At 70.3% G+C, this 21,279-nt stretch carries 27 protein-coding genes and 3 pseudogenes; 11 read left to right on the top strand and 19 right to left on the bottom strand.

Going from position 1 to position 21,279, the window contains the following annotated elements:
* Positions 1-155: 155 nt before the first annotated feature.
* The 8 genes from AB0I68_RS19395 to AB0I68_RS19360 all read right to left on the bottom strand — a co-directional run bounded on the left by AB0I68_RS19395 (position 156) and on the right by AB0I68_RS19360 (position 5,320).
* On the bottom strand, positions 156-536 hold the full coding sequence (locus AB0I68_RS19395; protein WP_363178553.1) for a metalloregulator ArsR/SmtB family transcription factor: 381 nt from the start codon (positions 534-536) through the stop codon (positions 156-158).
* Positions 537-705: 169 nt separating this feature from the next.
* Positions 706-831, bottom strand: a complete 126-nt coding sequence (locus AB0I68_RS19390; protein ID WP_363178552.1) for a PhnA domain-containing protein — start codon at positions 829-831, stop codon at positions 706-708.
* 44 nt (positions 832-875) lie between these two features.
* A complete protein-coding gene (locus AB0I68_RS19385; protein ID WP_363178551.1) occupies positions 876-1,316 on the bottom strand; it encodes an STAS domain-containing protein in 441 nt (146 codons plus the stop codon).
* Positions 1,317-1,333: 17 nt separating this feature from the next.
* A complete protein-coding gene (locus tag AB0I68_RS19380) occupies positions 1,334-1,762 on the bottom strand; it encodes an ATP-binding protein (protein ID WP_363178550.1) in 429 nt (142 codons plus the stop codon).
* Positions 1,759-2,184 (bottom strand): pyridoxamine 5'-phosphate oxidase family protein, encoded by a 426-nt coding sequence (locus AB0I68_RS19375; RefSeq protein WP_363178549.1) that lies wholly within the window; start codon positions 2,182-2,184, stop codon positions 1,759-1,761. Before AB0I68_RS19375 ends, AB0I68_RS19380 begins: the two co-directional genes overlap by 4 nt.
* Positions 2,181-3,857 carry a SulP family inorganic anion transporter gene (locus tag AB0I68_RS19370; RefSeq protein ID WP_363178548.1) on the bottom strand — a complete coding sequence of 559 codons (1,677 nt, stop codon included), beginning with the start codon at positions 3,855-3,857 and terminating at the stop codon, positions 2,181-2,183. Before AB0I68_RS19370 ends, AB0I68_RS19375 begins: the two co-directional genes overlap by 4 nt.
* 41 nt (positions 3,858-3,898) lie before the next feature.
* On the bottom strand, positions 3,899-4,240 hold the full coding sequence (locus AB0I68_RS19365) for a metalloregulator ArsR/SmtB family transcription factor (protein WP_363178547.1): 342 nt from the start codon (positions 4,238-4,240) through the stop codon (positions 3,899-3,901).
* A 426-nt stretch (positions 4,241-4,666) separates the two neighbouring features.
* The gene (locus AB0I68_RS19360) at positions 4,667-5,320 is read right to left on the bottom strand and encodes a CBS domain-containing protein (protein WP_363178657.1); all 654 of its coding nucleotides are present in this window, start codon (positions 5,318-5,320) and stop codon (positions 4,667-4,669) included.
* Between the two features lie 403 nt (positions 5,321-5,723).
* Between AB0I68_RS19360 and AB0I68_RS19355 the strand changes: the two genes are divergently transcribed.
* The 4 genes and pseudogenes from AB0I68_RS19355 to AB0I68_RS19340 form a co-directional block, all read left to right on the top strand.
* Positions 5,724-6,113: an Hsp20/alpha crystallin family protein gene (locus AB0I68_RS19355; RefSeq protein WP_363178546.1), complete on the top strand. Its 390-nt coding sequence runs from the start codon at positions 5,724-5,726 to the stop codon at positions 6,111-6,113.
* The gene (locus AB0I68_RS19350) at positions 6,110-6,613 is read left to right on the top strand and encodes a flavodoxin domain-containing protein (protein ID WP_363178545.1); all 504 of its coding nucleotides are present in this window, start codon (positions 6,110-6,112) and stop codon (positions 6,611-6,613) included. Before AB0I68_RS19355 ends, AB0I68_RS19350 begins: the two co-directional genes overlap by 4 nt.
* 34 nt (positions 6,614-6,647) lie before the next feature.
* Complete coding sequence (locus AB0I68_RS19345; RefSeq protein WP_363178544.1) at positions 6,648-7,298, top strand: hypothetical protein; 651 nt, start codon at positions 6,648-6,650, stop codon at positions 7,296-7,298.
* Positions 7,299-7,466: 168 nt separating this feature from the next.
* A pseudogene (locus AB0I68_RS19340) lies at positions 7,467-8,105 on the top strand (cation-transporting P-type ATPase); the annotation flags it as partial.
* Between the two features lie 158 nt (positions 8,106-8,263).
* On the opposite strand, the gene AB0I68_RS19335 reads toward AB0I68_RS19340, so the two are convergent.
* The 5 genes from AB0I68_RS19335 to AB0I68_RS19315 form a co-directional block, all read right to left on the bottom strand.
* Complete coding sequence (locus AB0I68_RS19335) at positions 8,264-8,923, bottom strand: CBS domain-containing protein (protein ID WP_363178543.1); 660 nt, start codon at positions 8,921-8,923, stop codon at positions 8,264-8,266.
* A gap of 9 nt (positions 8,924-8,932) precedes the next feature.
* On the bottom strand, positions 8,933-9,559 hold the full coding sequence (locus AB0I68_RS19330; RefSeq protein ID WP_363178542.1) for a CBS domain-containing protein: 627 nt from the start codon (positions 9,557-9,559) through the stop codon (positions 8,933-8,935).
* 11 nt (positions 9,560-9,570) lie between these two features.
* The gene (locus AB0I68_RS19325) at positions 9,571-10,173 is read right to left on the bottom strand and encodes a CBS domain-containing protein (protein ID WP_363178541.1); all 603 of its coding nucleotides are present in this window, start codon (positions 10,171-10,173) and stop codon (positions 9,571-9,573) included.
* Between the two features lie 80 nt (positions 10,174-10,253).
* The gene (locus tag AB0I68_RS19320) at positions 10,254-10,415 is read right to left on the bottom strand and encodes a CBS domain-containing protein (RefSeq protein ID WP_363178540.1); all 162 of its coding nucleotides are present in this window, start codon (positions 10,413-10,415) and stop codon (positions 10,254-10,256) included.
* A 113-nt stretch (positions 10,416-10,528) separates the two neighbouring features.
* The gene (locus AB0I68_RS19315) at positions 10,529-11,197 is read right to left on the bottom strand and encodes a CBS domain-containing protein (protein WP_363178539.1); all 669 of its coding nucleotides are present in this window, start codon (positions 11,195-11,197) and stop codon (positions 10,529-10,531) included.
* 275 nt (positions 11,198-11,472) lie between these two features.
* Here AB0I68_RS19315 and AB0I68_RS19310 point away from each other — a divergent pair, with 275 nt between their 5' ends.
* From AB0I68_RS19310 to AB0I68_RS19295, 4 genes and pseudogenes are all read left to right on the top strand, one after another.
* Positions 11,473-12,378, top strand: coding sequence for a universal stress protein (locus AB0I68_RS19310; RefSeq protein WP_363178538.1), 906 nt, complete (start codon positions 11,473-11,475; stop codon positions 12,376-12,378).
* On the top strand, positions 12,375-13,238 hold the full coding sequence (locus AB0I68_RS19305) for a universal stress protein (protein WP_363178536.1): 864 nt from the start codon (positions 12,375-12,377) through the stop codon (positions 13,236-13,238). The genes AB0I68_RS19310 and AB0I68_RS19305 overlap by 4 nt, the downstream gene beginning before the upstream one ends.
* A gap of 8 nt (positions 13,239-13,246) precedes the next feature.
* Positions 13,247-15,832 (top strand): cation-translocating P-type ATPase, encoded by a 2,586-nt coding sequence (locus AB0I68_RS19300; RefSeq protein WP_363178535.1) that lies wholly within the window; start codon positions 13,247-13,249, stop codon positions 15,830-15,832.
* Between the two features lie 29 nt (positions 15,833-15,861).
* A pseudogene (locus AB0I68_RS19295) lies at positions 15,862-16,044 on the top strand (DUF1918 domain-containing protein); the annotation flags it as partial.
* A gap of 120 nt (positions 16,045-16,164) precedes the next feature.
* Here the strand turns inward: AB0I68_RS19295 and AB0I68_RS19290 are convergent.
* Together AB0I68_RS19290 and AB0I68_RS19285 are read right to left on the bottom strand one after the other, a co-directional pair.
* Positions 16,165-16,809, bottom strand: a complete 645-nt coding sequence (locus tag AB0I68_RS19290) for a CBS domain-containing protein (RefSeq protein WP_363178533.1) — start codon at positions 16,807-16,809, stop codon at positions 16,165-16,167.
* A gap of 36 nt (positions 16,810-16,845) precedes the next feature.
* On the bottom strand, positions 16,846-17,307 hold the full coding sequence (locus AB0I68_RS19285) for a cyclic nucleotide-binding domain-containing protein (RefSeq protein ID WP_363178532.1): 462 nt from the start codon (positions 17,305-17,307) through the stop codon (positions 16,846-16,848).
* Between the two features lie 181 nt (positions 17,308-17,488).
* Here AB0I68_RS19285 and AB0I68_RS19280 point away from each other — a divergent pair, with 181 nt between their 5' ends.
* From AB0I68_RS19280 to AB0I68_RS19270, 3 genes and pseudogenes are all read left to right on the top strand, one after another.
* Entirely contained in the window at positions 17,489-17,755 is a 267-nt protein-coding gene (locus tag AB0I68_RS19280) for an SHOCT domain-containing protein (protein WP_363178530.1), read from the top strand.
* A gap of 734 nt (positions 17,756-18,489) precedes the next feature.
* A complete protein-coding gene (locus AB0I68_RS19275) occupies positions 18,490-18,942 on the top strand; it encodes a hypothetical protein (protein ID WP_363178529.1) in 453 nt (150 codons plus the stop codon).
* Between the two features lie 157 nt (positions 18,943-19,099).
* Positions 19,100-19,201 (top strand): annotated as a pseudogene (locus tag AB0I68_RS19270) (IS5/IS1182 family transposase); the annotation flags it as partial.
* Positions 19,202-19,724: 523 nt separating this feature from the next.
* Here the strand turns inward: AB0I68_RS19270 and AB0I68_RS19265 are convergent.
* The 4 genes from AB0I68_RS19265 to AB0I68_RS19250 form a co-directional block, all read right to left on the bottom strand.
* Positions 19,725-20,327 (bottom strand): ATP/GTP-binding protein, encoded by a 603-nt coding sequence (locus tag AB0I68_RS19265; protein WP_363178528.1) that lies wholly within the window; start codon positions 20,325-20,327, stop codon positions 19,725-19,727.
* Positions 20,314-20,685: a DUF742 domain-containing protein gene (locus AB0I68_RS19260; protein ID WP_363178527.1), complete on the bottom strand. Its 372-nt coding sequence runs from the start codon at positions 20,683-20,685 to the stop codon at positions 20,314-20,316. The genes AB0I68_RS19265 and AB0I68_RS19260 overlap by 14 nt, the downstream gene beginning before the upstream one ends.
* Complete coding sequence (locus AB0I68_RS19255) at positions 20,685-21,089, bottom strand: roadblock/LC7 domain-containing protein (RefSeq protein WP_363178526.1); 405 nt, start codon at positions 21,087-21,089, stop codon at positions 20,685-20,687. The genes AB0I68_RS19260 and AB0I68_RS19255 overlap by 1 nt, the downstream gene beginning before the upstream one ends.
* Positions 21,086-21,279 (bottom strand): hypothetical protein (locus tag AB0I68_RS19250; protein ID WP_363178525.1); only part of this gene is annotated, 194 nt, incomplete at its 5' end. The genes AB0I68_RS19250 and AB0I68_RS19255, both read right to left, overlap by 4 nt.

The raw sequence follows: 21,279 nt of genomic DNA, 5'->3' as shown, positions 1-21,279 counted from the left end.
AGGTGCGGGCCCCGCGCATCGGGGGCCGGCACCCGTGCCCCGGAGCGGGACACCGGCCGCTCGTCGAAGAGGAGCGGCCGTCTCCCGTTGTCAGAAGCGCAAGTGAACCCCGCGCCACGGGAGGCGGCCGCCGATCAGGAAGGCGCCCCGGCCTGCTACTTCGGGCCGGTGGCGCGCAGATCGGCCAGGAGTTCGGCCTGGCCTTGCAGGACGCCGGAGAGGATGCTGCGCGCGACGCGCAGCAGTTCGGCGACTTCGGGGCTGGTGAGCCGGTAGTACACGTTGGAGCCCTCACGGCGGGTGAGGACGAGGTTGGCCTTGCGCAGGACGGCGAGCTGCTGGGACAGACTGGCCGCTTCGATGTCGATCTCGGCCAGCATCTCGGCGACGGCGCGCTCGCGCTCGCTCAGCAGCTCCAGGACACGGATCCGGACCGGGTGGCCGAGGGTCTTGAAGAACTCCGCCTTCAGCTGGTACAGCGGTGCCTGCGTACCGCCCGCGTCGCCCGCTCTGCCCGTCGCGCGTGTACTGCGCACCTGATCCACCCAACGCTCATCATCGTAGGGACAGCCCTTCCGTCCCCACACACAGTGTGTGACCTCCACAATTGCAGATTTCTGCAATACCCGGACCCCCCCGTATCGCCTGCGCCGGGATGGTGGGGCTCATTTTCGGGTCACTGCGGCCGTGCTGCTCCGGTAGCGCTCAGGCTTTCTTGAGGAACTCGGTCTTCAGGGCGAGGCGCTTGACCTTGAGGTCCTCGATCAGGGTGACCGAGTCGCCGTCTCGGAGCGGGGTGCCGTCGGAGTCCTTGACGATGATGTCGCTCATGGTGCCGTCTTCCTTGCCGTTCAGGTCGTAGCCGGGGAGCCGGGTCAGATCAGGGTCGGGGTGGCGGGGGTGGGGGTGTCGGGCCAATCGTCGGTGTGCCACTCCTTGCGCGCTCCCTCACCCGGGCCGGGGGCGCGCAGTTCTTCGCCCCGGAGGTGACAGGCGAGGGCGCCGGGCAGGTCGAGGTGGACGGGGATGGCCGGGCCGCCGGCGTCGGGGACGAGGGAGCCGTCCGCGGGGATCGCGGCCAGTTCGAGGGTGCGTCCGCCGGCGGCGAGGCGTCGGGCGGCCTGGGCGACGGCGAGCTGTCCGCCGGCCGACCAGCCCAGCAGTTCGCTCAGGTCCAGGATCACCGGGCCGGTGCCGCGTGCCTCGGCCCAGCCGATGGCGCCGGTGAAGCGGGCGGTCGCGTCCGCGCCGAGGTATCCGGCCAGGGACAGCACGCCCAGGTTGTCGTGGGTGGTGTAGCGCCACTCGATCGTCATCGTCAGGTTCCTCGGCTTCACAGGGGCAGGGTGATCCAGATGCTTTTGCCGCGTCCGTCCGCGTCGCCGCGCATCACGGAGGTGCCCCCGAGCTCCATGGTCATCTCGACCACGGTGGCCAGTCCGCTGCCGGGAGCTGTTGCCAGAGCGCCGAACAGCGGCGGCTGGTAGGGGTGGCGGTCGTGGACGGCGAACACGAACACGCCCGGCCCGTGTGCGTAGGTGACGGTGATCGTCGGGGCCACCGCGGCTGCGTGCCGGACCGCGTTGGTGACCAGCTCGGCCAGGATCAGCAGAGCCGGCCCGATGCTCGGGTGACTCAGGCCGACACCGCATTCGACCAGGACCAGCTCGGTGGTCTCACGCGCGATCCGTACGGCCGAGCCCATCGCGGGCACGGTCAGGACATGCCGGTACGGCAGGGTCTCCGGCTGTGCGCTCGTCATCGGGCCGCCCGGCGGACGGGGCGGGCGAGACGGAACCCGGACACCGACTGCGGATGCAGGCGCACCAGGGTGTCGTGCGGGCCGTGGGTCCAGCCGGACAGGGTGCGCCGGTAGTGGGCGGCCTCGTCGGGGTCGGTGATGACGTCGGCCGGGCCGTGGGCGCTGACGGTCCAGCCGGTTCCGGCGGGGGAGTGGATTTCATCCACCTGGTAGGTGAGCTGGGCCCGGCCGCGGAGGGCTGCCGCCTGGACGGGGGCGCGGACGACGAGGCGTCCGTACTCCATCACGTGCGTGGCGGGGCGGATGACGGGCTCGCGCTGGAGGTAGACCAGCCGTCCCAGCGTGGCGCCTTCGAGGAGCCAGAGGGCTTCGGTGCCGGAGACCTCGGTCATGTGGAGGCCGGCAGGGGCTGGGGTGGTCATCGCGGTCCCTTCCGGATGCGGTGCGTGTGTGACGTGGGCAGCAGCCCGGCTCGCTCCAGGTACTCGCGGGCCCCCGAGATCGCCTCGGGGGTGGTGGCGTACTCGCGGCCCTCGTGCTGGAGCAGGTCGAGGGCGCCGACGGAATCCAGGGCCTGGCGCTGGCCCGGGCGGATGCCGGAGGTCAGCACGGCGATGCCGCGCCGGTTCAGCTTCTCGACCGCGTCCTTGAGGACGAGGGCGCCCGTGGCGTCCATCGTCGTCACCCGCGACATGCGCAGGATGACGACCCGTACGTCGGAGACCTCGGAGAGTTCGAGGAGGAAGCGATGGGCGCCGACGAAGAACAGCGGCCCGTCGATCCGGTACGCGACGATGTGCTCGGCCAGCAGTGCGTGCTCCTCATCGCTGTGCTCCCCGGGCAGATCGGCACGGAAGTCGACCTGGTCCAGGCTGGCCTGGGCCGCCACAGCGCGCAGAGCGAGGGCCCCTGCGACGACGAGTCCCATGATCACCGCGTAGACGAGATCGAAGACAAGGGTCGCGGCGGCGGTCAGGACGAGAACGACGGCGTCCGAGCGGGTGGCCTTGGCCATCGCGCGCAGTGCGCTGACCTCGACCATCCGTATGGCGGTCGCCAGCAGCACGCCGGCCAGCGCGGCGAGGGGGATCTTCGAGACGAGGGGGGCTGCGGCGAAGACGATGACCGCGAGGACGGCGGCGTGGGTGAGGGCGGCAAGGCGTGAGGAGGCGCCGGTACGGACGTTGACCGCGGTACGGGCGATCGCCGCGGTCGCGGGGACGCCGCCGAACAGCGGGGCGGCGAGGTTGGCGATGCCCTGCCCGAACAGCTCCTTGTCGGGGTCGTGCTGCTGCCCCACCGTCATGCCGTCCGCGACCGTCGCGGACAGCAGGGATTCCAGCGCGGCCAGCGCGGCCACCGCAACCGCGGGAGCGATGAGCGAGCCGAGCGCCGACGTATGAAGGAAGGCCAGGGAGGGCGCGGGCAGCCCGGACGGCAGATCCCCGATCGGGGGCGCCGCGTCCAGGCGGAAGAGCTGCGCGATGACGGTCGCGGCGATGACCGCGACGATCGAGAACGGGATCGCCGGCCGCCACCGCGCCCCGGCCAGCATCACCGCGGCCACACCGAGGGAGAGGCCGATCGCGGTCCAGTTCGGTGCCGTGAAGAACGCCTCCACGGCCCGCCAGGCCACGAGCAGGACCTTCTCCCCGTCGGGCTTGGCGACCCCGAGGGCGTTGGGTACCTGCTGGAGGCCGATCACGCACGCGATACCGAGCGTGAACCCCTCCACCACCGGCGCCGGCACGTATCGCATGTACCGTCCGGCCCGCAGCAGCGCCAGGGCGATCAGCAGGACTCCAGCCATCAAACCGACGGTCAGTACGCCGCCGGGCCCGTACCGGGCGACGATCGGCACCAAGACCACGGTCATGGCTCCCGTGGGCCCGGACACCTGGAGGTTGGAGCCTCCGAACAAAGCCGCGAACGCGCCCGCGACCACCGCCGTCGCCAGCCCCGCCTCGGCGCCGAGCCCGGAGGAGACCCCGAATCCCAGAGCGAGCGGGAGGGCGACGATCGCGACGGTCAGCCCCGCGAGCAGGTCCCGGCGGGGACTTCGGGCCATGACCGCGAAGTCCGCGCGCGCGGGCATCAGGGGCCGCAGGCGACTCCCCGCACGGAGCAGAACGGGGTTCACAGTGCGGGAACCTCACCCTCGCGCAGCTCCTCCAGGAGCTCCGTCTGCCCGGTCAGCACCTCGGTCAGGATCCGCCGGGCCGCGACCATCAGCTGCGCCACGTCCCCGCCTGCCAGCTCGTAGACCACGGTCGACCCGTTCCGGGTGGAGGTGACGATCCCCGACCGCCGCAGGACCGCGAGCTGCTGCGAAAGAGCCGAGGGCTCGACCTCGATCGCCGCCAGCAGCTCCCGTACGGGCATCGGCCCGTCTTGCAGCAGCTCCAGTACGCGTATGCGCAGCGGGTGTCCGAGCATGCGGAAGAACTCGGCCTTCGCCTGATACAGCGGAACCGGCACGGTCTCTCCTTCGCTCGATCACCGCAGCCGCAGGGGAAACGGTCAAAGCTGTGCCCGCGGCTACGTACAGACACAGCCATCTAAGAATGTATGAAATTGCAGACTTTTGCAATTCGTGGAGTCGGTGAACCGGTGAGGGCTTCAGGAGGTACGTTGCGTCGGCGCGGCAGGGGACATCGCGCGGGGTGAGTACAGCCCTGCGTTCCCGGCGGACGCCCGGGACCCCGCGGCCGGGGACCGGGGGCACGGGTGATGTGCACGCCATCGAGCTGAGCGGGCCGACCAAGCCGAACGGCGCGGGGAAGACGACGACGCTGTGTTGCGCGCCGCTGCGCTTTTGGGATGGCCACCTCCTGAGGCCGATTCCCGGCACCAGCGTTTGGGTGCACGGTGCTGTGTCGGCGCAGCCGTGCGGCGGTGCAGGGCTCATTCGGAGGTTGCGGTGTCGAGCTGACAGCGCACGTCGACGACGCCCTCGACGGCTCGGGCGAGGCGCGCTGCCACGGGAATCAGATTACCGTCCCGTACGTGCCCGGTCAGGGTCGCGACACCCTGCGTGACCGCGACCTTGACGCGACCGTGGGAGACGGGAAACAGGTGGTTCACCACGTTGCGCCGAATCTCCTCGGCGAGTTCGTCGTCGGGGCGCAGGAAGACCTTGAGGAGGTCGGCGCGGCTGACGATGCCCTTCAGGGTGCCGTCGGCGTCGACGACCGGGAGCCGCTTGATGTGGCGGTCGGCCATGATCCGGGCGGCCTGGGGCAGCGTGGCGTCGGGGTGGACGGTGACGGCGGGCGTCGTCATCAGCTGTTCGGCCCGCAGTGAGCCGGCCTTCGCGGTGTCGCCGAGGCGGCGCATCTGCTCGATCATGCCGGGGTGGTGTGCGTGGAACTCCTCCTTCGGGAGGAGATCGGCTTCCGAGACGACGCCGATGACATGGCCCTCGCCCTCGATCACGGGAACGGCGGTGACCTTCCACCGTTCCATGGCGGTGGCGATCTCCTTGAACTGTGCGGTGAGGGTGACGGCGACGACGTTCGTCGTCATGACGTCCTTGACGGTGTACGGGGTGGAGGTCATGGCGGGGTCCTCAGCGGGCGCAGGCAAGCGGTGGGCCGCTGCCGTGTGGGCAAACAGGTCGAGGAGGCCGCTGCGGGCGGCGGACAGCCGGTGGGCGATCATTGCGGCGACGCTGATCGACACGGAGCGGCCGATGTCGCAGTCGCCGGCGCACAGCTCGCGGGCGGCCTGTGCGCCGAACTCCGGGTCGGGAGGAAGAGGGTGCGGTGGCCGGGGCTGACTCGGACATGGCGGTACCTCCTCCTTTCGGCAGGGTCGGTCTCCACCATCCCATCCGGCAGGGCGGTCGGCACGGTCTCGACAGGCCCGGATGGGGGACCGTCCGGCCCATTCGCTTCGGCCTCGACGCGGTCAGGCTGGAGGTGACCGGTCCTGGACGGGACGGGAAGAGGAGGGCGACGTCATGAAGGCCGCCGCCGGTTCTGCCGCGAAGGCCACCACGGCCAGTGCCGCGGGGGCGGCGGCCGGGTGCGTACCCTGTCCGGTGCTGCGCGCCGAGCTCCCCGGAATGGACCCCGAGAAGGACATCCGGATCACCGTCGAGGGTGACACCCTCACCGTCAGCGCGGAGCACACTGAGAGCAAGGAGGAGAAGGATCACTCGGAGTTCCGCTACGGCTTCTTCCGGCGCAGCGTCCGCCTGCCCGCCCGGATTCCGCCCGACGGAGTCGAGGCAGCGTACGAGGACGGCATCCTCACGGTGCGGGTGCCGATGCGGAAGGAGCCCGAGGAGACGATGCGCAGTATTCCGGTGAAGCGGACAGCGACCAAGGGCAACGGAGAGTCGTCATGACGCAGAAGAAGGTACTCGTGGCCTACGGCAGCAAGCATGGCGCGACCGAGGGTATCGCCGCGGAGATCGGCCGGTCTCTCCGTGAGGACGGCCTCGACGCCGTGGTCCTGCCTGCCGACGACGTGGACGACGTGCGCGGCTACGACGCCGTGGTGCTCGGCGGCGCTCTCTACGCGGGGCACTGGAGCGGCAAGGCCAAGCGCTGTGCGGAACGCAACGAGCACTACCTCAGGCACCGTCCGGTGTGGCTGTTCAGCAGTGGCCCGGTCGACAGCAGCGCCGAACAGCACGAGATCCCGCCGGTGGCCGCAGTGGCCCGGCAGCTGGAGCGTCTCGGTGCGCGTGAGCACCGGACCTTCGGCGGCAGCATCACCTCCGGCACGCCGGGACTCGTCGCCCGGGTCATGGTCCGGGCGGGCAAGGGCGGAGACTTCCGCAACCACGAACGGATCCAGAACTGGGCCCACCACATCAGCGCCGACCTCACCGCTCCTCACTGAGCGGACCGGCACGGTTGCAGCGCGGAGGTGCGGCATGTTCCACCGAAGCTCGCCCGGACCACGGCAGAGGCGTTCACCGGGCGGATCCGCAGGCCGGCAGCACGGGCGCCACGGGGAAACCAACCCGCTGCGGCGGGCGACGGACCGTACGCGCAGCCGCTGGCTCTTCGCCTTCGCGCTGTCCTGCGTATTCGCCGTGGCCTGTGGGGTCATGGTGGGGCTGACCGTCGTGGACACCGGCCTCCGCGCGGGCGCGGAGCAGGCACGGCACCGACACCTGGTGGAGGCCACCACCGTCGGCGAAGCCGTGCGGCACACCCCGACCCGGGGCGACGGCGCACCCGCAACGGCCCGCGCGCAGTGGCAGTTTCCTCCCGCTTCCCGCCACAGTGCCACTCTCGCCGTCCCGCCAGGGACACCCGTGGGCCACACCGTCACGCTCTGGGTGGACGACGCCGGCCAGGCAGCTTCGGCTCCCCGCTCCGAGAGCGAACTCGTCTCGGATGCCGTCGCGGCCGGAGCCGGCAGTGCGGGCGTGATCACGCTCTTGGCCGCAGGCGTCGTCTTCCTGCGGCTCCGCCGCGTCGACGCGCGCAATCTCGCCCGGTGGGAGCGCGATTGGGAACGCGTCGAACCGGGCTGGTCCGGCCGACTGCGCCCGGGCCGGGAGTCCGGCGATGACTGACGCCCCTGCGCGTGCGAAAGTCGCCGAGCCCGGCCTGGTGCCCGGAGACGCCCTTGATCCTCTGGAACCCCTGCCGCTCCTGCGCCGCGAACTCGGCACGGGAGAACGGGGCCTCTCCGCTCGTGAGGCCGCACCGCCTGACCGTGTACGGCCCGAACGAAGTGCGCCGCACACACCGAGATCGGCCGCATCGCCGCCCTGAGCCAGCGCACCCACCGCGATCCCAGCCCGCTGGAACAGCAGGTCAAGCAGATCGCCTGGCTCATCGCCGCCGTGGCCGTCGCGATGAGCGCGGTGTTCCTCGTGATCGGCGTCGCAGTGGGCCTTCCCCTGACCGAGTCCCTCATGTTCGCCATCGGCCTCCTCGTCGCCAACGTGCCCGAGGGCCTGCTGCCCACCATCACGCTCGCCCTCGCCCTCGCCGTCGCCGTCGGCGTACGCGTCCTCGCCCGGCGGGGAGCGGTCGTCAAGCGGCTGAGTGCCGTCGAGACCCTCGGATCCACCAAAGCCACCTGGACACCGTCGCACGGGACGGACAGCGGCCCGTGGACCGGCGAGCTGATGAGGACGAGCGCCCTGTGCACGACGGTCGCCCGGGAGGAGAACGGCCGACTGCACGGGGACCCCACGGAGATCGCCCTCATGGAGGGGGCCGCGGCCCACGCGGCGCCGCTCGACCTCGAAACCCGGGGCGCCGGGCGCCGAGCCCGGTTCCGCTTCGACCCGCGGCTGCGCCTGGTGTCCGTCGTCCGGGCCGATGGCGTCCAGGGCCTGCGCGTCATCGTCAAGGGCGCGCCCGAAGCCGTACTGAGCCGCATCGCATCCGCAACGGTGCACCGACGAGCCAGCGGTCGCGTGGCGGCACAGGCGGCTTCGGCGCCGGAATCGGTTCGACCACACACGCCAGCCACCTCGAGGATCCGGTTCGTGCAGGTGTTCCGTGGGCTCGGCAGCGAGGCTGGGCGTCAGCGGGCGGATACGCCGTCGTCGACCGCGTATCCGAGGTGCTGTGTCACCTCGACCACTCCGTCGACGGTGCGGCACAGCCTTTCGACCACCGGGATCAGGCTCTTGAACTGCACCGAGCCGTGCAGTTCGACCCGGCCGTCGGCCACTTCGACGGTGATGGCGCCGGGGTCCTGATGCAGGGTGCGGTCGAGCACGTCTGCGGTGATCTCATGGCGGATGGTGTCGTCGTCGCGGAGGAAGATCTTCAGCAGATCGCGCCGGCTGACGATGCCCACCAGCTTGTCCGCCGCGTCGACGACCAGCAGCCGCTTGACGCCCTGTGCCTCCATGAGCCGGGCCGCTTCGGCGACGGTCCAGCCCGGCCCGGCGCACACGGCGGGAGCCGACATGAGCTCCTCGGCCCGTGTACCCTCCGCCTTCTCGCGCTCCAGAGCCTCGCGCGCGGGCAGGGAGCGCAGGAAGTCCCCTTGATCGGCCGACTTCGGCAGAAGGTCGCCCTCCGACACCACTCCGAGCGGATGCCCCACGCTGTCGACGACGGCGATGGCCGACACCTGGTGCTCGGTGAGGATGCGGACGATGTCCTTGAACGTCGCGCTACCCGGTACCGTCACGACCTGGCGGGTCATCAGCTCGCCTACTTCTCGGTGTCTCACGCTCTACTCCTACCGTCCTGTGGCCTCTCGCGCATCGACCGACATGTCGTCCTGCTCGAACGTGAGCCGATTGACCACGTCCACCACTCCGTCGACGCTCCGGCACAGCCGCAGGACGACGGGAACGAGACTCGACCGGGGCACGGTGCCACTGAGGGTCACGACCCCGTCGGTGACGTCGACGGTCAGGGCGGAAGGACTCAGCCGCAGGGTGCGGGTGAACACATCCTCGAGGATCTCCTGCTGGATGGCGTGGTCATGGCGGAGAAAGAGCTGGAGCAGGTCGCTCCGGCTGAGTACGCCGATGACCCGGCTCTCGCTGTCCACGACGGGAAGGCGCTTGATCTGGTTCTTCCGCATCAATCGGGCGGCCCGCACCACGCTCCACTCGGGCCGGGCGGTGACGGCCGGGCTGCTCATCAGACCACCGGCCGTGTCCGCACCGCTTCCGGCGCCGCGCTTGTTGAGCAGATCGGCTTCGGAGACGACCCCCACGGCACGTCCGGCGTCGTCCACGACGGGCACAGCCGTGATGCCGAACTCGTCCAGCAGACGGGCCACTTCCTTGAAGGCGGTACCGCGCTGCACGGTGACGGCGATGGGCGTCATCATGTCCGCGACGCTGCGATGCCTCATCGAGCCCTCCGTCACGCGGGCACTTCGACGTCCAGTTGGGCCGTGACGTCGACGACACCCGGCACCGTGCGTGCGACACGCACCACCATCTCCTGGAGGGCGGGGTCGGGCACGGTGCCACGGAGGTGGACGATCCCGTTGGCCACGTGCACGTGCACGACCGACGAACCGGCCGGGATGAGGTGCGCCATGAGGAGCTCGCGCAGTTCGGCTCCGATGTCCCCGTCCGGCCGGAGGTAGATCTTGAGCAGATCACCTCGGCTGACGACACCGACGAGGCGGCCGTCGTCGCCGACGACGGGGAGTCGCTTGAGGTGGCCGCGCGCCATGAGACGGGCGGCCCCGGCGATGGTGGCGTCCTTGGTCACGGTCACCGCGGGTACGGTCATGAGCTGGCCGGCCGTGACGGCGCGGGACTCGTCCATACCCTGCGCCTTGAGCAGCAGGTCGGCCTCGGAGACCACGCCGGCGACCCGTCCGTCCGCGGACAGGACGGGCAGGGCGCTGATGCGCCATTGCCGCATGGATTCCACGATGTCCTTGAACTGGGTTCCGGTGTCGACGGAGATGACGGCATGCGTCATGACGTCGTCGACGGTGCGCAGGTGCTTCATGACTACTCCAGAGCAGTGATCGGTGTCGGCGTCTTCGAGTCTGAGAACTGCCGGGCGAGGTGGGACAGGGCTGGCCCGGACTACAGAAGATCGGCCTCGGAAATGACACCGATCGGATGGTGCCGGGTGTCCACCACCGGCAGGGCGGAGACGTCGTTGTCGTGGCGTGTCCTGGCGACCTCCTTGAGGGATGACGGCGACCGGTGCGGCGGCATGGTGCAGCCAAGGGAAGGAGGGGTCATGCGCCCGGTGCATGAGCTCCGCGGATGCGACCGGCCCGTGCGGCCGGTCCTCGGCGGGGCCGACCAGCAGCATGCGTTTCGATGTCCCTCGGACGGTTCCGTCCTTGCCCCGGTCACCACGGCATGCTGTGCGCAGTCCGGGTCGGCTGGGCGAGCAGTGAGTCGTCGATGCGTCCGGTGACACGGGATGAGACCGCCGCCACTCCGTCGAGCTGTTCGACGAGACGGACGAGAATCGGAACCTGGCTCTGCCTGTCCACCGCACCGGACAAAGTGACGACCCCGTCCACGATGTGGACCTCTACCGCGTCGGCTCGTACCCCCAGGGTGTCGCCGAGTACGTCATCGATCACGCGGCGTCGAATTTCGGAGTCCGGGCGCAGGAAGAGCCGCAGCAGGTCACGGCGGGTGACGATGCCGACGAGACGTTCCTCCTCGTCCACGACGGGGAGTCGTTCCACGCTTCGGCGTGTCATGAGGCGTGCCGCTTCGGCTGCGGGCTCCTCAGCGTGGATGGTCACCGCAGGCGTGGACATCACCTCGCCCGCCGTGACTTCCGAGACGGGGGAGTCCTCGGCGCGGCCCGCGGTCAGCTGCGCTGCCTGTCTGGCGAGGAGGTCGCTCTCCGAGACGACGCCGAGCACCCGGTCCTCGTCGTCGACCACGGGCAGTCCGCTGACGTCGTGCTGTGCGAGCAGTTTCGCGACATCCTTGAAGGAGGTGGCAGAAACCGCGGAGACAACCTCGTCCGTCATCAGATCTCCCACCTTGATGTGCTTCATGGAGGCACCTCCTGCCTTCTCGCGGCGCCCGGGGCGGACCCCACTTTCCAAGGGCTCGCAGTCCACCTTCCGCTGCGTCCGGTCGGGGGACGAGGGCCGAATGGTCCTCTGCGGGGACCATTCGGATCACCTCCCGCCCATGGACGCGGTGTGGAGGCGTTCCATGGGGCCGTTGGTGGACCGTCGGTCCCGAACGCGGCCCTGAGTGGCCCTCTCCGAGGTGGGGGCGCGGTGGCAGCGTCGTAGCAGCCCTTACCGGCTCGAGAGGAGGAATCATGGAAGGGACCACCATCCGGTACCCGGACGTCAGCTCGGTCATCGTGGGCGTCGACGGATCGAAGCCCGCGCGCCAGGCGGCGCTCTGGGCCGCCGCGGAGGCCGTACGCCGCGACCGGCCGCTGCACATCGTCCATGCGGCTGACACCGACAGCAGGGTCCTTTACCTGTCGGCGGACAGTGTCGAACAGGTCCGGCAGGCCGGCCGTGGGCTGCTCGACGAAACCGCCGAGGCGGTCGCGACCGGATACCCGGGCCTGCACGTGACGACGGAATTCAGCCGAAGCGATCCGGTGAGCAGTCTGCACCGGGCCGCCGGCCTCCACGGCACGATCGTGGTGGGCAACCGCGGCCTCGGCGGCTTCAAGTCCCTCATGCTGGGCTCCGTCGGCCTCAAGGTCGCGGCTGGTGCCAAGACGCCGCTGATCGTGGTGAGAGGCGTCGAGAACGGAACCGAGGCCGGAGCCGTCGTCGTTGCCGTCCGAGACGAGCACGACCTCGAGTGCGCGCAATATGCCGCGCGTGAGGCCGAGTTGCGGAAGGCGTCGCTGCGGCTCCTGCACGTGTGGAACATCCTGCAGTCCGTCGGGAATGTCGTGACCATGCTCGACAACATCGATGACATCGCCGGCGAACAGGTCGAGAAGCTGAAGGCCGTCACGGCGCAGATCCGGGACGAGTTCCCGGGCCTCCGCGTCCAGGCCGACGCGGAGAAGAGCCGCTCCGTGGCCGGCGTCCTCGTCGAGGCGTCGAACCAGGCAGACCTGCTGGTCATGGGGGGGCGCCGCTCGCCCGGATACATGGGTCCCACCCTCGGGCGGGTCACCCACACTCTCGTGCACCACGCGCACTGCCCCGTGCTCCTCGTTCCGCGGCACGGCCCCGAGCCGGGGAGCGAATCGTGACGGAGAAATCAGGCGAAGGCCGTGAACTCGTGGTCGGCATCGACCCGGCCCGGGACTGGCATATGCCCTTGGCCTGGGCCGCCGACGAGGCTCACCGGCGCAGGCTCCGCCTCCGCCTCGTCGTTGCCGTGCCCCCTCAGCACGACACCCACCGTGTCAACGGCACGCCACACGGGCTCGCCCTTCGCCAGGTCGGAGCACAAGCACTCGAAGAGGCCCTGAACTGGGCGCGGGCCCGCCATCCGGAACTCGGTCTGGCCGGCGAACTGCTGGGAGGCCTCCCGACGTCTGTGATCGGCAGGCTGTCGCAGGAAGCGCGCATGGTCGTGCTCGGCTCCCGGCACTTGAGCCGGACAGCCGAATACCTCAGTGCCGGGTCCCTGGTCGTTCCCGTGGCGGCCCAGGCCGCCTGCCCGGTGGTGGTCGTCGGCGACGCCGAGCACGTCAGCCGACAGCCGCCCTATGTGGTGGTGGGGATCGACGGCAGTGAATCCTCGACGGCAGCGCTCGCCTTCGCGTATGAGGAGGCCGATATTCGAGGAGCGGAGCTGCGCGCCATTTCGGTGTGGCAGGCGCCGATCTTCCTCCTGCAGGACGAGGAAGTCGCCCTACAGGCCCAGCGGCGGATGCTGGCCGAGATCACCGCGGGCTGGCCGCAGAAGTACCCGGACGTCGTCCTCCGGCACGAGATTCCCGTCGGACACCCCGTGGAGGAATTGGCGAGGGCCGCCGAGCACGCCCTGTCCGTGGTCGTGGGCCGCCGCGGCCGCGGCGGATACAGTGGGATGCACCTCGGTTCCGTCGTCCACGGCCTCCTGCACCGGGCGTACTGCCCGGTCATCACCGTCCCCGGCGTGTGACGGCAGCCGTGCCCAGCCCTGCGGCCCAACGGGCGCGCACCGCGGTCTCGGTCCCGGAAGGGCTGACGGAGGCCGAAGCCGAGCGCCGGCTTGCCGAACACGGCCGCAACGAGGTGGCCCCGGCCGAACCCGTCCCCGTGCACGCCCGGGTGCTGGCCCAGCTCCGAGATCCCCTGATCATGGTGCTCCTGGGCGCGGCACTGCTGACCGTCGTCATCGGGGATCATCCGGACGCCGTGATCATCGGCCTGGTGATCGTCGTCAACACGACCGTGGGCGTCGCCCAGGAGATCCGGGCGGACCACGCCGTGGCCGCCCTCTCTGCGATGTCGGCACCGGGCGCCCGCGTCCTGCGCGACGGCGCGGCACGGGAGCTGCCGTCGGCACTGGTCGTTCCGGGAGACGTGCTGCTGCTCGCCGAGGGCGACATAGTGGCAGCGGACGCACATCTCACGGAGTCGTCCGCCCTGCTGGTCGACGAGTCGATGCTGACCGGCGAATCCGTCCCGGTGGACAAGGCGTCCGACTCCCTCCTGAGTGCGGGAACCGTCGTGGCACGGGGGAGAGGTGTCGCGACCGTCACCGCCACCGGCGACGAGAGCGCCCTCGGCCGGATCGCGGTGCTGCTCCACGGCGGCCGGGAGCTGACACCGCTCCAGGTCCGCCTCGCGTCTCTCGGCCGTATCCTCGCCGTGGTCACCCTCGCACTCTGCGTGCTGTTCTTCGCCCTCGGTCTCCTACGGGGGCTGCCGGCCGGAACCATGGCCGTGACCGCCATCAGCCTCGCGGTGGCCGCGGTGCCCGAGTCCCTGCCCGCCGTGGTCACCCTCGCCCTGGCCCTGGGGGCCCGCCGCATGGCGGCGCGGCACGCCCTCGTCCGCCGGCTGCCCGCGGTGGAGACGCTCGGCTCGGTCACCGTCCTCGCCACCGACAAGACCGGCACGCTCACCGAGGGCCGCATGGTCGTCCAGCATGTCTGGACGCCCCGGGCCGAAGCGGATTTCTTCGGGGTCGGCTACGAGCCGCACGGCGATGTACGGATCGACGGCCGCACCCCGACGGCAGACGAGCTCGCACCCGTACGAGAACTCCTGACCGCAGCGGCTCTGTGCAACGACGCGAGCCTGAAGCCGCCCCGGCAGCCGGTCACGGACGCCGGCCAGTGGACGGCCGTCGGCGACCCGATGGAAGCCGCGCTCCTGGCGGCAGCCGCCAAGGCAGGCTGCGCCGACCCGGCCGAACTGCGCCGCACGCACCCGCGGACACAGGAAGTACCGTTCGACAGCCTGCGCAAGCGGATGACCACCATCCATCGGACGCCGACCGGAACGGCCCTCGTCTGTCTCAAAGGCGCACCGGAGACCGTGCTCGACGCCGCGATCCTCGCCGACCGCACGGATCTGCTGCACGGTGCCCGGCAGCAGTCGGCCCTGGTGGCCGGCCGTGGGTACCGGGTGCTGGCAGTGGCCGCGACCGAGCGGAGCCGAGAGCCGCAGGACATGGCGGAGGCGGAGACCGGCCTGCGGCTGCTGGGTCTCGTCGCCATCAGCGACCCGCCGAAGGCCACGGCCGCTGCCACCCTCGCAGCCTGTCGGGAGGCGGGCATCACCCCCGTCCTCATCACGGGGGACCATCCCGCGACGGCGCGCGCGATCGCGGTCCGGGTCGGCCTGGTGGGAAGGGACGACACGGCTGAGGTGGTCGGCGGTCCCGATCTGTCAGCAGGCCGGGTGGACGACCTCACGGCCGTCCGGGTCTTCGCCCGCACCGACCCCCAGCAGAAGCTGGACATCGTTGCCGCATGGCGGGCCCGGGGCGCGGTGACGGCGATGACCGGCGACGGCGTGAACGACGGCCCCGCTCTGCGGCAGTCCGACATCGGGGTCGCGATGGGTGCGCGAGGTACGGAGGTGGCACGGCAGGCCGCAGACCTGGTCCTCACCGACGACGAGCTCTCGACGGTGGTCTCCGCAGTCGAGGAGGGCCGGCGGGTCTACGACAACATCCGGCGGTTCCTGGTCTACGGGCTGGCCGGAGGCACGGCGGAGATCCTCGTCATGCTGATCGGCCCCTTGGCCGGCCTGCCGCTGCCCCTGCTCGCGGGACAGATTCTCTGGATCAACCTGCTGACCCACGGCCTCACCGGCGTGGCGATGGGCGCCGAGCCCGCGGCTCCGGAGGTCATGCACCGGCCTCCCCGCCCGCCGGGGCAGCACATCCTGGGCGCCGGGGCCTGGCAGCGACTCCTCGTCCTCGCGGTGGTCGTGACCACGACGTGTCTGGCAGCCGGAGCCATCGCTCAGTCCTGGAGGCTCCCCTGGCAGAGCGTGCTCTTCCTCGCGCTGCTCGGCGCGCAGCTCGGCATCGCCCTGGGCTTGCGCGCGCGCCTGCTGACCAGGCAGAACCCCTTCCTGCCCGGGTCCGTCGCCGTCTCCGCCCTGCTGGCGGTGGCGGCCCTGTACGCCCCGCCCCTCCAGTCGCTCCTGGAGACCGAGCCTCTCGGCTGGTCCGGGATCGCCCTCGCCGCGGCCTCTGTCGTGATCGGATACGCGGCTGCGCGATTCTCAAGGAGCGCATTCAGAAGGAAGCCATGATCATGGACATGCACGCCACTGAGAGCGGGATGCACGCCCACGTCGGAGACCAGCTCGTGGTGGGCGGCCCCACCGTGGGCAAGCCCGGCCGTGACGGCGAAGTCGTCGGGCTGCACCACCAGGACGGAACCCCGCCGTACGACGTCCGCTGGTCCGACACAGGGCGTACCTCTCTGTTCTTCCCGGGGCCGGACGCCCACATCCGGCACCTGCGGGACGGAGACGCCAAGCCTCACACGTAGGCCTCACCCGCCGGGGTGCAGGTAAGAAGCGCACGCAGCCGTAAAACGCCTTCGGAATGACGGGAGGAATGACGGGAGGCCACCGCACCGTCATGCCATGGCACTGACCGCACCCTCCAGCTCCATGCGGACGTCCACCACACCCTCGACCGCCCGGATCGCGCGGGCCAGCAACGGCACCAGAGCGCGGTCCCGGAGCGGACCCCGGAGGGTGACGACACCGTCCAGCACCGCGAACTCGACATGGGCGCGCAGCGGCAGCTCGCCGAGGACGACCTGGCGGATCTCTTCCTCGATCTCCTCGTCGGGACGCAGGAACACCTTGAGCAGGTCGCTGCGGCTCACGACGCCTTCGAGCATGCCGACACTGTTGACGACCGGCAGCCGCTTGACGGCCTTGCGCGCCATGATGCGCGCGGCCTCGGCGAGCGTGGCATCCGGGTGGACGGTCACCGCCGGGCTGGACATGAGCTCCTCGGCCAGGACCGCGTCCGCCTTCGAGGCTTCGTCGAGCTGCTCGGGGAGGTGCGGGTCCTCCCGGCGGAATCCCTCTTTGGGCAGGAGATCGGCCTCGGAGACGACGCCCACCACGCGGCCCTCGCCCTCCAGTACCGGCAGGGCGCTGACCTTCCACTGGTGCATCAGCTCGACGATCTCCTTGTAGGAGGCCCCGCGGCCGATGGCGACTGCGGTGTGCGACATGACGTCGCTGACGGTGTACTGGGATGCGGGCATGGCTGGCTCCTGGGGCGAATCGGTTCGCGAGAGGGTTCAGATGGTGCTTCCGCTGCCGTGGGGGGCGTAGAGGTCGAGCAGGCGTATCCGTGCAGCCTGGAGCCGGTGTGCGAGGACTTGGCTCACCCAGTTCCCGACGGCGGAGCCGAGAGCCGGGTCGGCTTCCATCAGCTTCCGTACGGTGGCTGCGTCGAACTCGTAGGCTCGTACGGGCGTCGTGGCCTCGGCGCCCAGGTGCCACTGGTGCGGCTTGATCATCCACGACCAGCCGACCAGTTCGCCGGCGCCGAGGCTTTCGACGACCGCGGCTTGGCGGCCGGGAACGTGCAGGTCCAGCGTGACGACGCCGGACTTCACGATCCAGAAACGGTCGGCCAGGCCTCCCTCGTTGAACAGGCGGGTGCCTTCGGCGAAATTGACCTCCTGGGCATGCTCCATGAGGAGGGAACGGCATTCCGGGGGCAGGGCGGTGATGTGGGTGGGGGGACGCGTGCGCATGGTGGCCTCCCTTCGTGTCCCTTCTCATTCTGTTGCGCGATCCGTGGAGCCGCGAGGGCCGACCGGCCCAGGGGTGCTGACCCGTCCGGCCCATGCCCGGACGCATCGCGGGACGGACGCTGGTCTCGGAGGGATCTCGCCGTCGAGTGCGGCGGGGCCCGCGTCGAAAGCGGGTGAAGCAATGTATTGGAACGGGCACGGCATGAGCGGGTGGGGCTGGTTCACCATGACCCTCAGCTCGATCCTCCTGACAGCCTTGGTCATCGGGGTGGTGCTCCTCGTCCTGCACGTCGTCGGCCGCGGAGCCGTGAGCCACCAGGATCGGGCTGAACCTTCCGCCGAGCAGCTCCTCGCCCAACGGTTCGCTCTTGGAGAGATCGACGACGAGGAGTACGAACGGCGTCTGGCCTCGCTGCGCAGACACGGCTTCGGCAGAGCCGGGCGGTAGCTGTACTCAGGTTCTGTGTGCGGGCCGACCCATCAGGTGGGCCAGGACCAGGCCATGATCTCCGGGAGGTCGCTCGAGGGCCTGTTCCGCTTTTCCCGCTTCACCGGCCACGGCCCGGTTCGACTCGGCGCTCGGCAGGTCGTGGACACATCGGCGTACCACCTCGTGGGCGTCCAGGAACTTCCTCGACGACGCCCTCTCCCCGGACGCAGAGGAGGCCCCCAGAGCCGCCCGCGCCGAAATCCGCACACGGTGCACCGGAATCGGTGAACTCCTGGAAGAACGAGTCCGGGAGGTGGAACCGAATGGACCGAGGCGGCCATCCAGCGGATCACCACCGAGAACACCACCCTCAAGCAACGGGTCCGGCAGCTCACCGCCGGAAGCCATGTCCACCGATGCTCTCAAGGCGTGGGAAGAGGCCATGGAAGAGATCACCTTCGCGCGACGTTGCTCGACACCTCGAAGCCTGAAAAACGGTCGCCCTGCTGTCTCAGGCACAATCCAAGATCCGCAGGCCGGGAGGTGGCGAACCAGAACCAGTTCCCACCTGGCTGGGACGACTTCCTCCGGTCCGACGCGCTGCAGCGCACCGGTATCACCTACAACTTCGCCGAACTCGCGAACAGGCTTCGTATCTTTGCGAGCAGGGCTACATCGTCGCCGGATCGGACTCTCCTGACACGACCGGCTTGTCGTTCCCCCGCCTCACCTCGGAGGGTGGAGACATGGCAATGTCGGGCAGCGCCCGTGCCGAAGACTTCGCGGCGAATTCCGGCAGGAGCAGTGCCGGAACGACCAACAACTACAACGGGCCCGTATTCCAAGGTGATATGAACGGGGCTCAGATCGCTTGGAACAACCACAATGTGACTCAGATCCAGAAGACCGTGGAGCAGGTCGCCCCCGGATTCGAGCAACTGGCGGAGGCAGTAACGCGAATGCTCGCGCAGCTGCCTCAGTTCGGCCTTCCCGTTGAAGACGCCGAAGACGCCTCCGCGAGCGCCAACGAAATCCTCGTCGAGGTGGTGTCCCCTTCACCGGACCGGGGCAGGATCCGCCGCTCCCCCGCAGCCCTGCGAGGGATTCTGCAGCCGGTCGCCGCCCAGGCCGCGCTGGGGGCCGGTGAGGGTTCTCGCGACCTCGCGAAGGCAGCCCTTGACCACCTGCAGAGTGTCATTTTCTGAGGCGTGCCACCCGCTGGCTCGCGGACGCGCAAGCGCAGGTGGTGCTGCTTCGTCGGCGTTGCCTGTACCGCTCGGAAAGTCATCGCTTCAGGTCGGCGGCTGCATCCAGCGTTGTCGGCGGTCCCGGGATCAGACGATTCCGTGTCGCCACACCGACCTCGGTTGGTTCGTCGTGGTTGACTCCACCATCGTCCGCGCTCACCAGCACGCCGCCGGGGCCCGCCCAAAGGGGGCCCCGGCCGGCGAGCCGGACGACCTGTGCCACCGGCGGCGGGGCTCACGACCAGGGCCCGGATGCCGCTGCCCTTGCCGCCGGCGCCGTAGGTGAAGCCGTGGCCGCCCGGCTTCCCGGCCGACCCGCCTGCCGGGGCGCCGACTGGTGATGGGGCGCCGGGGCGGGCCGGCCGGGCGCGGCGCAGCAGGGCGTCGTCGGTGACCGCTGTCTCCGGCGCTCCGGTCTTCCGGAGCAGGCTGAAGAGCCCGACCGGTGTGAGCACCACCAGTACGGTGATGCACCGGGCTCCCTCGCCGAGGAACCTGTCGGCGACGCGGCCGGCGCGCCCGTCCGGCTGCGCGACGTAGCCGTGGTCATGGCACTGGACGGACATCCGCCCGCCTGGCGCGGCATTCACGCCCTTGATCTCGTACATGACGATCACGCTGGCCGAGGTCCACCCCCGAGGGCCGCCCGCTCGTCAGGGCCGAGCCCCGTCCGGCCCGCGTCAGGACGATGCGATGCGGACCGGGATCCGACGTGTGCACGGCACAGTACCCGCGCCCTGTCAGGAGGCGGCCTGGGCTCCCGCCTGGGCGATGACCACGTCGAGCAGGGCCAGCAGGGAGTCGCGTACGTCCGTACGGGAGCGGGCGTCCAGGAGGAGGACGGGGGTGGCGGGGTTCCGCAGGTGCAGCGCGGCGGCGATCTCCTCGGCGGTGTACGGCTGTTCGCCGTGGAAGCAGTTCGCGCCGACCACGAACGGCAGCCCCCGGCTCTCGAAGAAGTCGATCGCCGGGAAGCCGCGGTCCAGGCGCCGCGTGTCGACGAGTACGAGCGCCCCCAGGGCCCCGTTCAGGAGGTCGTCCCACATGAACCAGAACCGCTCCTGGCCGGGCGTGCCGAACAGGTAGAGGACGACTCCGGCGTCGGCGAGGGTGATCCGGCCGAAGTCCATCGCGACGGTGGTCAGTGTTTTGGACTCGATGCCCTCGAGGTCGTCGACGCCGACTCCCGCGCTCGTGAGGCGCTCCTCCGTACGCAGCGGCTCGATCTCGGAGACCGATTCGACCAGGGTCGTCTTGCCGACTCCGAAGCCACCGGCGATGAGGAGCTTGACGGGGGACGTTCCTTGGGCGGCGAAAGCGTCGGGAGTGTCATATCCGGGCAAGGTTGTCCCTGATTTTCATGAGCAGGTGGACATTGGTGGTCTCGGCGCCCTCCAGGGGCGGGCGATGGTGGATCAGCCCGCGGTCCGCGAGTTCGCCCAGGAGGAGCGTCATCGGAGTGAGGCGGATGTGCATGCGGGCGGCGATCTCGGCGACCGCCATTCCGGCCGGCGGCACGCACATGGCGAGGATGGCCCGCCATTCGGTGGCCAGGCCGGTGTGGGCGTCGTCCGCGGCGACCGCCGCCACGATGGTGGTGTCCATGGTGAGGGCGGTCTGCGGGGCGGCGGCCGTGCGGCCGTCGGTCAGCGCGTACAGCCGTGTCCGGCGAGGGCTTCGGCGCTGCGGCTCGTCGGGCATTACGAGGTCGGCGCGGAAGCGCGCTCAGGGGTTCCCAGCCACTCGCCGAGCGCCTGGGCGGTCCGTACGGCCTCGCCGCCCAGTTCTCCGAGCCGTGCCTTGCGGGAGGTCACCACGATGAGCGTGCTGCCTTCACCGCACCCGACGACGCAGAGGTACCGGTCGTCCATCTCCACCAGTTGGCGGATGACCCGGCCGCCGTCGATCTCCCTGGATATCGCCTTCATGGTGGCGGCAATGCCGGAGGACGCGGCCGCGATGCGCTCCGCCTGGTCCCGCTCCAGCAGGTAGGCGCTGAGCTTGATCCCGTCGTTGGACAGGAGCACCGCTCCCTCGATGCCGGCGATCCTGCTCAGGTTGTTGTCCAGGATGCCGTAGATCATGTCGCTGGCTGTCGTCGTCATGGCTGATCCGCTCTGAGCTCTGCTTCCACTTTCTTGGTCCCCTCTTCGTAGTCCGCCCAGGCGTCGGCCACCTCTTCGGGTGTCGCCGCGTCCCGGCCGGTGTCCGGCTCCGGGGCGCGGGGCCCGCGGAGTTGCCGGGTGAGGTGGGTCTGTGGGACGCGCTCGGGCAGGGCCGGCCGCGCGCCGGCCG

Source organism: Streptomyces sp. NPDC050448 (assembly GCF_040655295.1).
Taxonomy (GTDB): domain Bacteria; phylum Actinomycetota; class Actinomycetes; order Streptomycetales; family Streptomycetaceae; genus Streptomyces.
The sequence above is the reverse complement of the archived record's forward strand: the minus strand, read 5'-3'. Positions and strand labels throughout refer to the sequence as shown.

Coding starts and splice junctions, on each gene's coding strand:
- AB0I68_RS19390 (WP_363178552.1), bottom strand. CDS start 831: ATGAGCGACATCATCGTCAAGGACTCCGACGGCACCCCGCTCCGAGAC.
- AB0I68_RS19385 (WP_363178551.1), bottom strand. CDS start 1,316: ATGACGATCGAGTGGCGCTACACCACCCACGACAACCTGGGCGTGCTG.
- AB0I68_RS19380 (WP_363178550.1), bottom strand. CDS start 1,762: ATGACGAGCGCACAGCCGGAGACCCTGCCGTACCGGCATGTCCTGACC.
- AB0I68_RS19375 (WP_363178549.1), bottom strand. CDS start 2,184: ATGACCACCCCAGCCCCTGCCGGCCTCCACATGACCGAGGTCTCCGGC.
- AB0I68_RS19370 (WP_363178548.1), bottom strand. CDS start 3,857: ATGCCCGCGCGCGCGGACTTCGCGGTCATGGCCCGAAGTCCCCGCCGG.
- AB0I68_RS19360 (WP_363178657.1), bottom strand. CDS start 5,320: ATGACCTCCACCCCGTACACCGTCAAGGACGTCATGACGACGAACGTC.
- AB0I68_RS19355 (WP_363178546.1), top strand. CDS start 5,724: ATGAAGGCCGCCGCCGGTTCTGCCGCGAAGGCCACCACGGCCAGTGCC.
- AB0I68_RS19350 (WP_363178545.1), top strand. CDS start 6,110: ATGACGCAGAAGAAGGTACTCGTGGCCTACGGCAGCAAGCATGGCGCG.
- AB0I68_RS19345 (WP_363178544.1), top strand. CDS start 6,648: ATGTTCCACCGAAGCTCGCCCGGACCACGGCAGAGGCGTTCACCGGGC.
- AB0I68_RS19330 (WP_363178542.1), bottom strand. CDS start 9,559: ATGAGGCATCGCAGCGTCGCGGACATGATGACGCCCATCGCCGTCACC.
- AB0I68_RS19325 (WP_363178541.1), bottom strand. CDS start 10,173: ATGAAGCACCTGCGCACCGTCGACGACGTCATGACGCATGCCGTCATC.
- AB0I68_RS19320 (WP_363178540.1), bottom strand. CDS start 10,415: ATGACCCCTCCTTCCCTTGGCTGCACCATGCCGCCGCACCGGTCGCCG.
- AB0I68_RS19315 (WP_363178539.1), bottom strand. CDS start 11,197: ATGAAGCACATCAAGGTGGGAGATCTGATGACGGACGAGGTTGTCTCC.
- AB0I68_RS19310 (WP_363178538.1), top strand. CDS start 11,473: ATGGAAGGGACCACCATCCGGTACCCGGACGTCAGCTCGGTCATCGTG.
- AB0I68_RS19290 (WP_363178533.1), bottom strand. CDS start 16,809: ATGCCCGCATCCCAGTACACCGTCAGCGACGTCATGTCGCACACCGCA.
- AB0I68_RS19285 (WP_363178532.1), bottom strand. CDS start 17,307: ATGCGCACGCGTCCCCCCACCCACATCACCGCCCTGCCCCCGGAATGC.
- AB0I68_RS19280 (WP_363178530.1), top strand. CDS start 17,489: ATGTATTGGAACGGGCACGGCATGAGCGGGTGGGGCTGGTTCACCATG.
- AB0I68_RS19275 (WP_363178529.1), top strand. CDS start 18,490: ATGTCGGGCAGCGCCCGTGCCGAAGACTTCGCGGCGAATTCCGGCAGG.
- AB0I68_RS19260 (WP_363178527.1), bottom strand. CDS start 20,685: ATGCCCGACGAGCCGCAGCGCCGAAGCCCTCGCCGGACACGGCTGTAC.
- AB0I68_RS19255 (WP_363178526.1), bottom strand. CDS start 21,089: ATGACGACGACAGCCAGCGACATGATCTACGGCATCCTGGACAACAAC.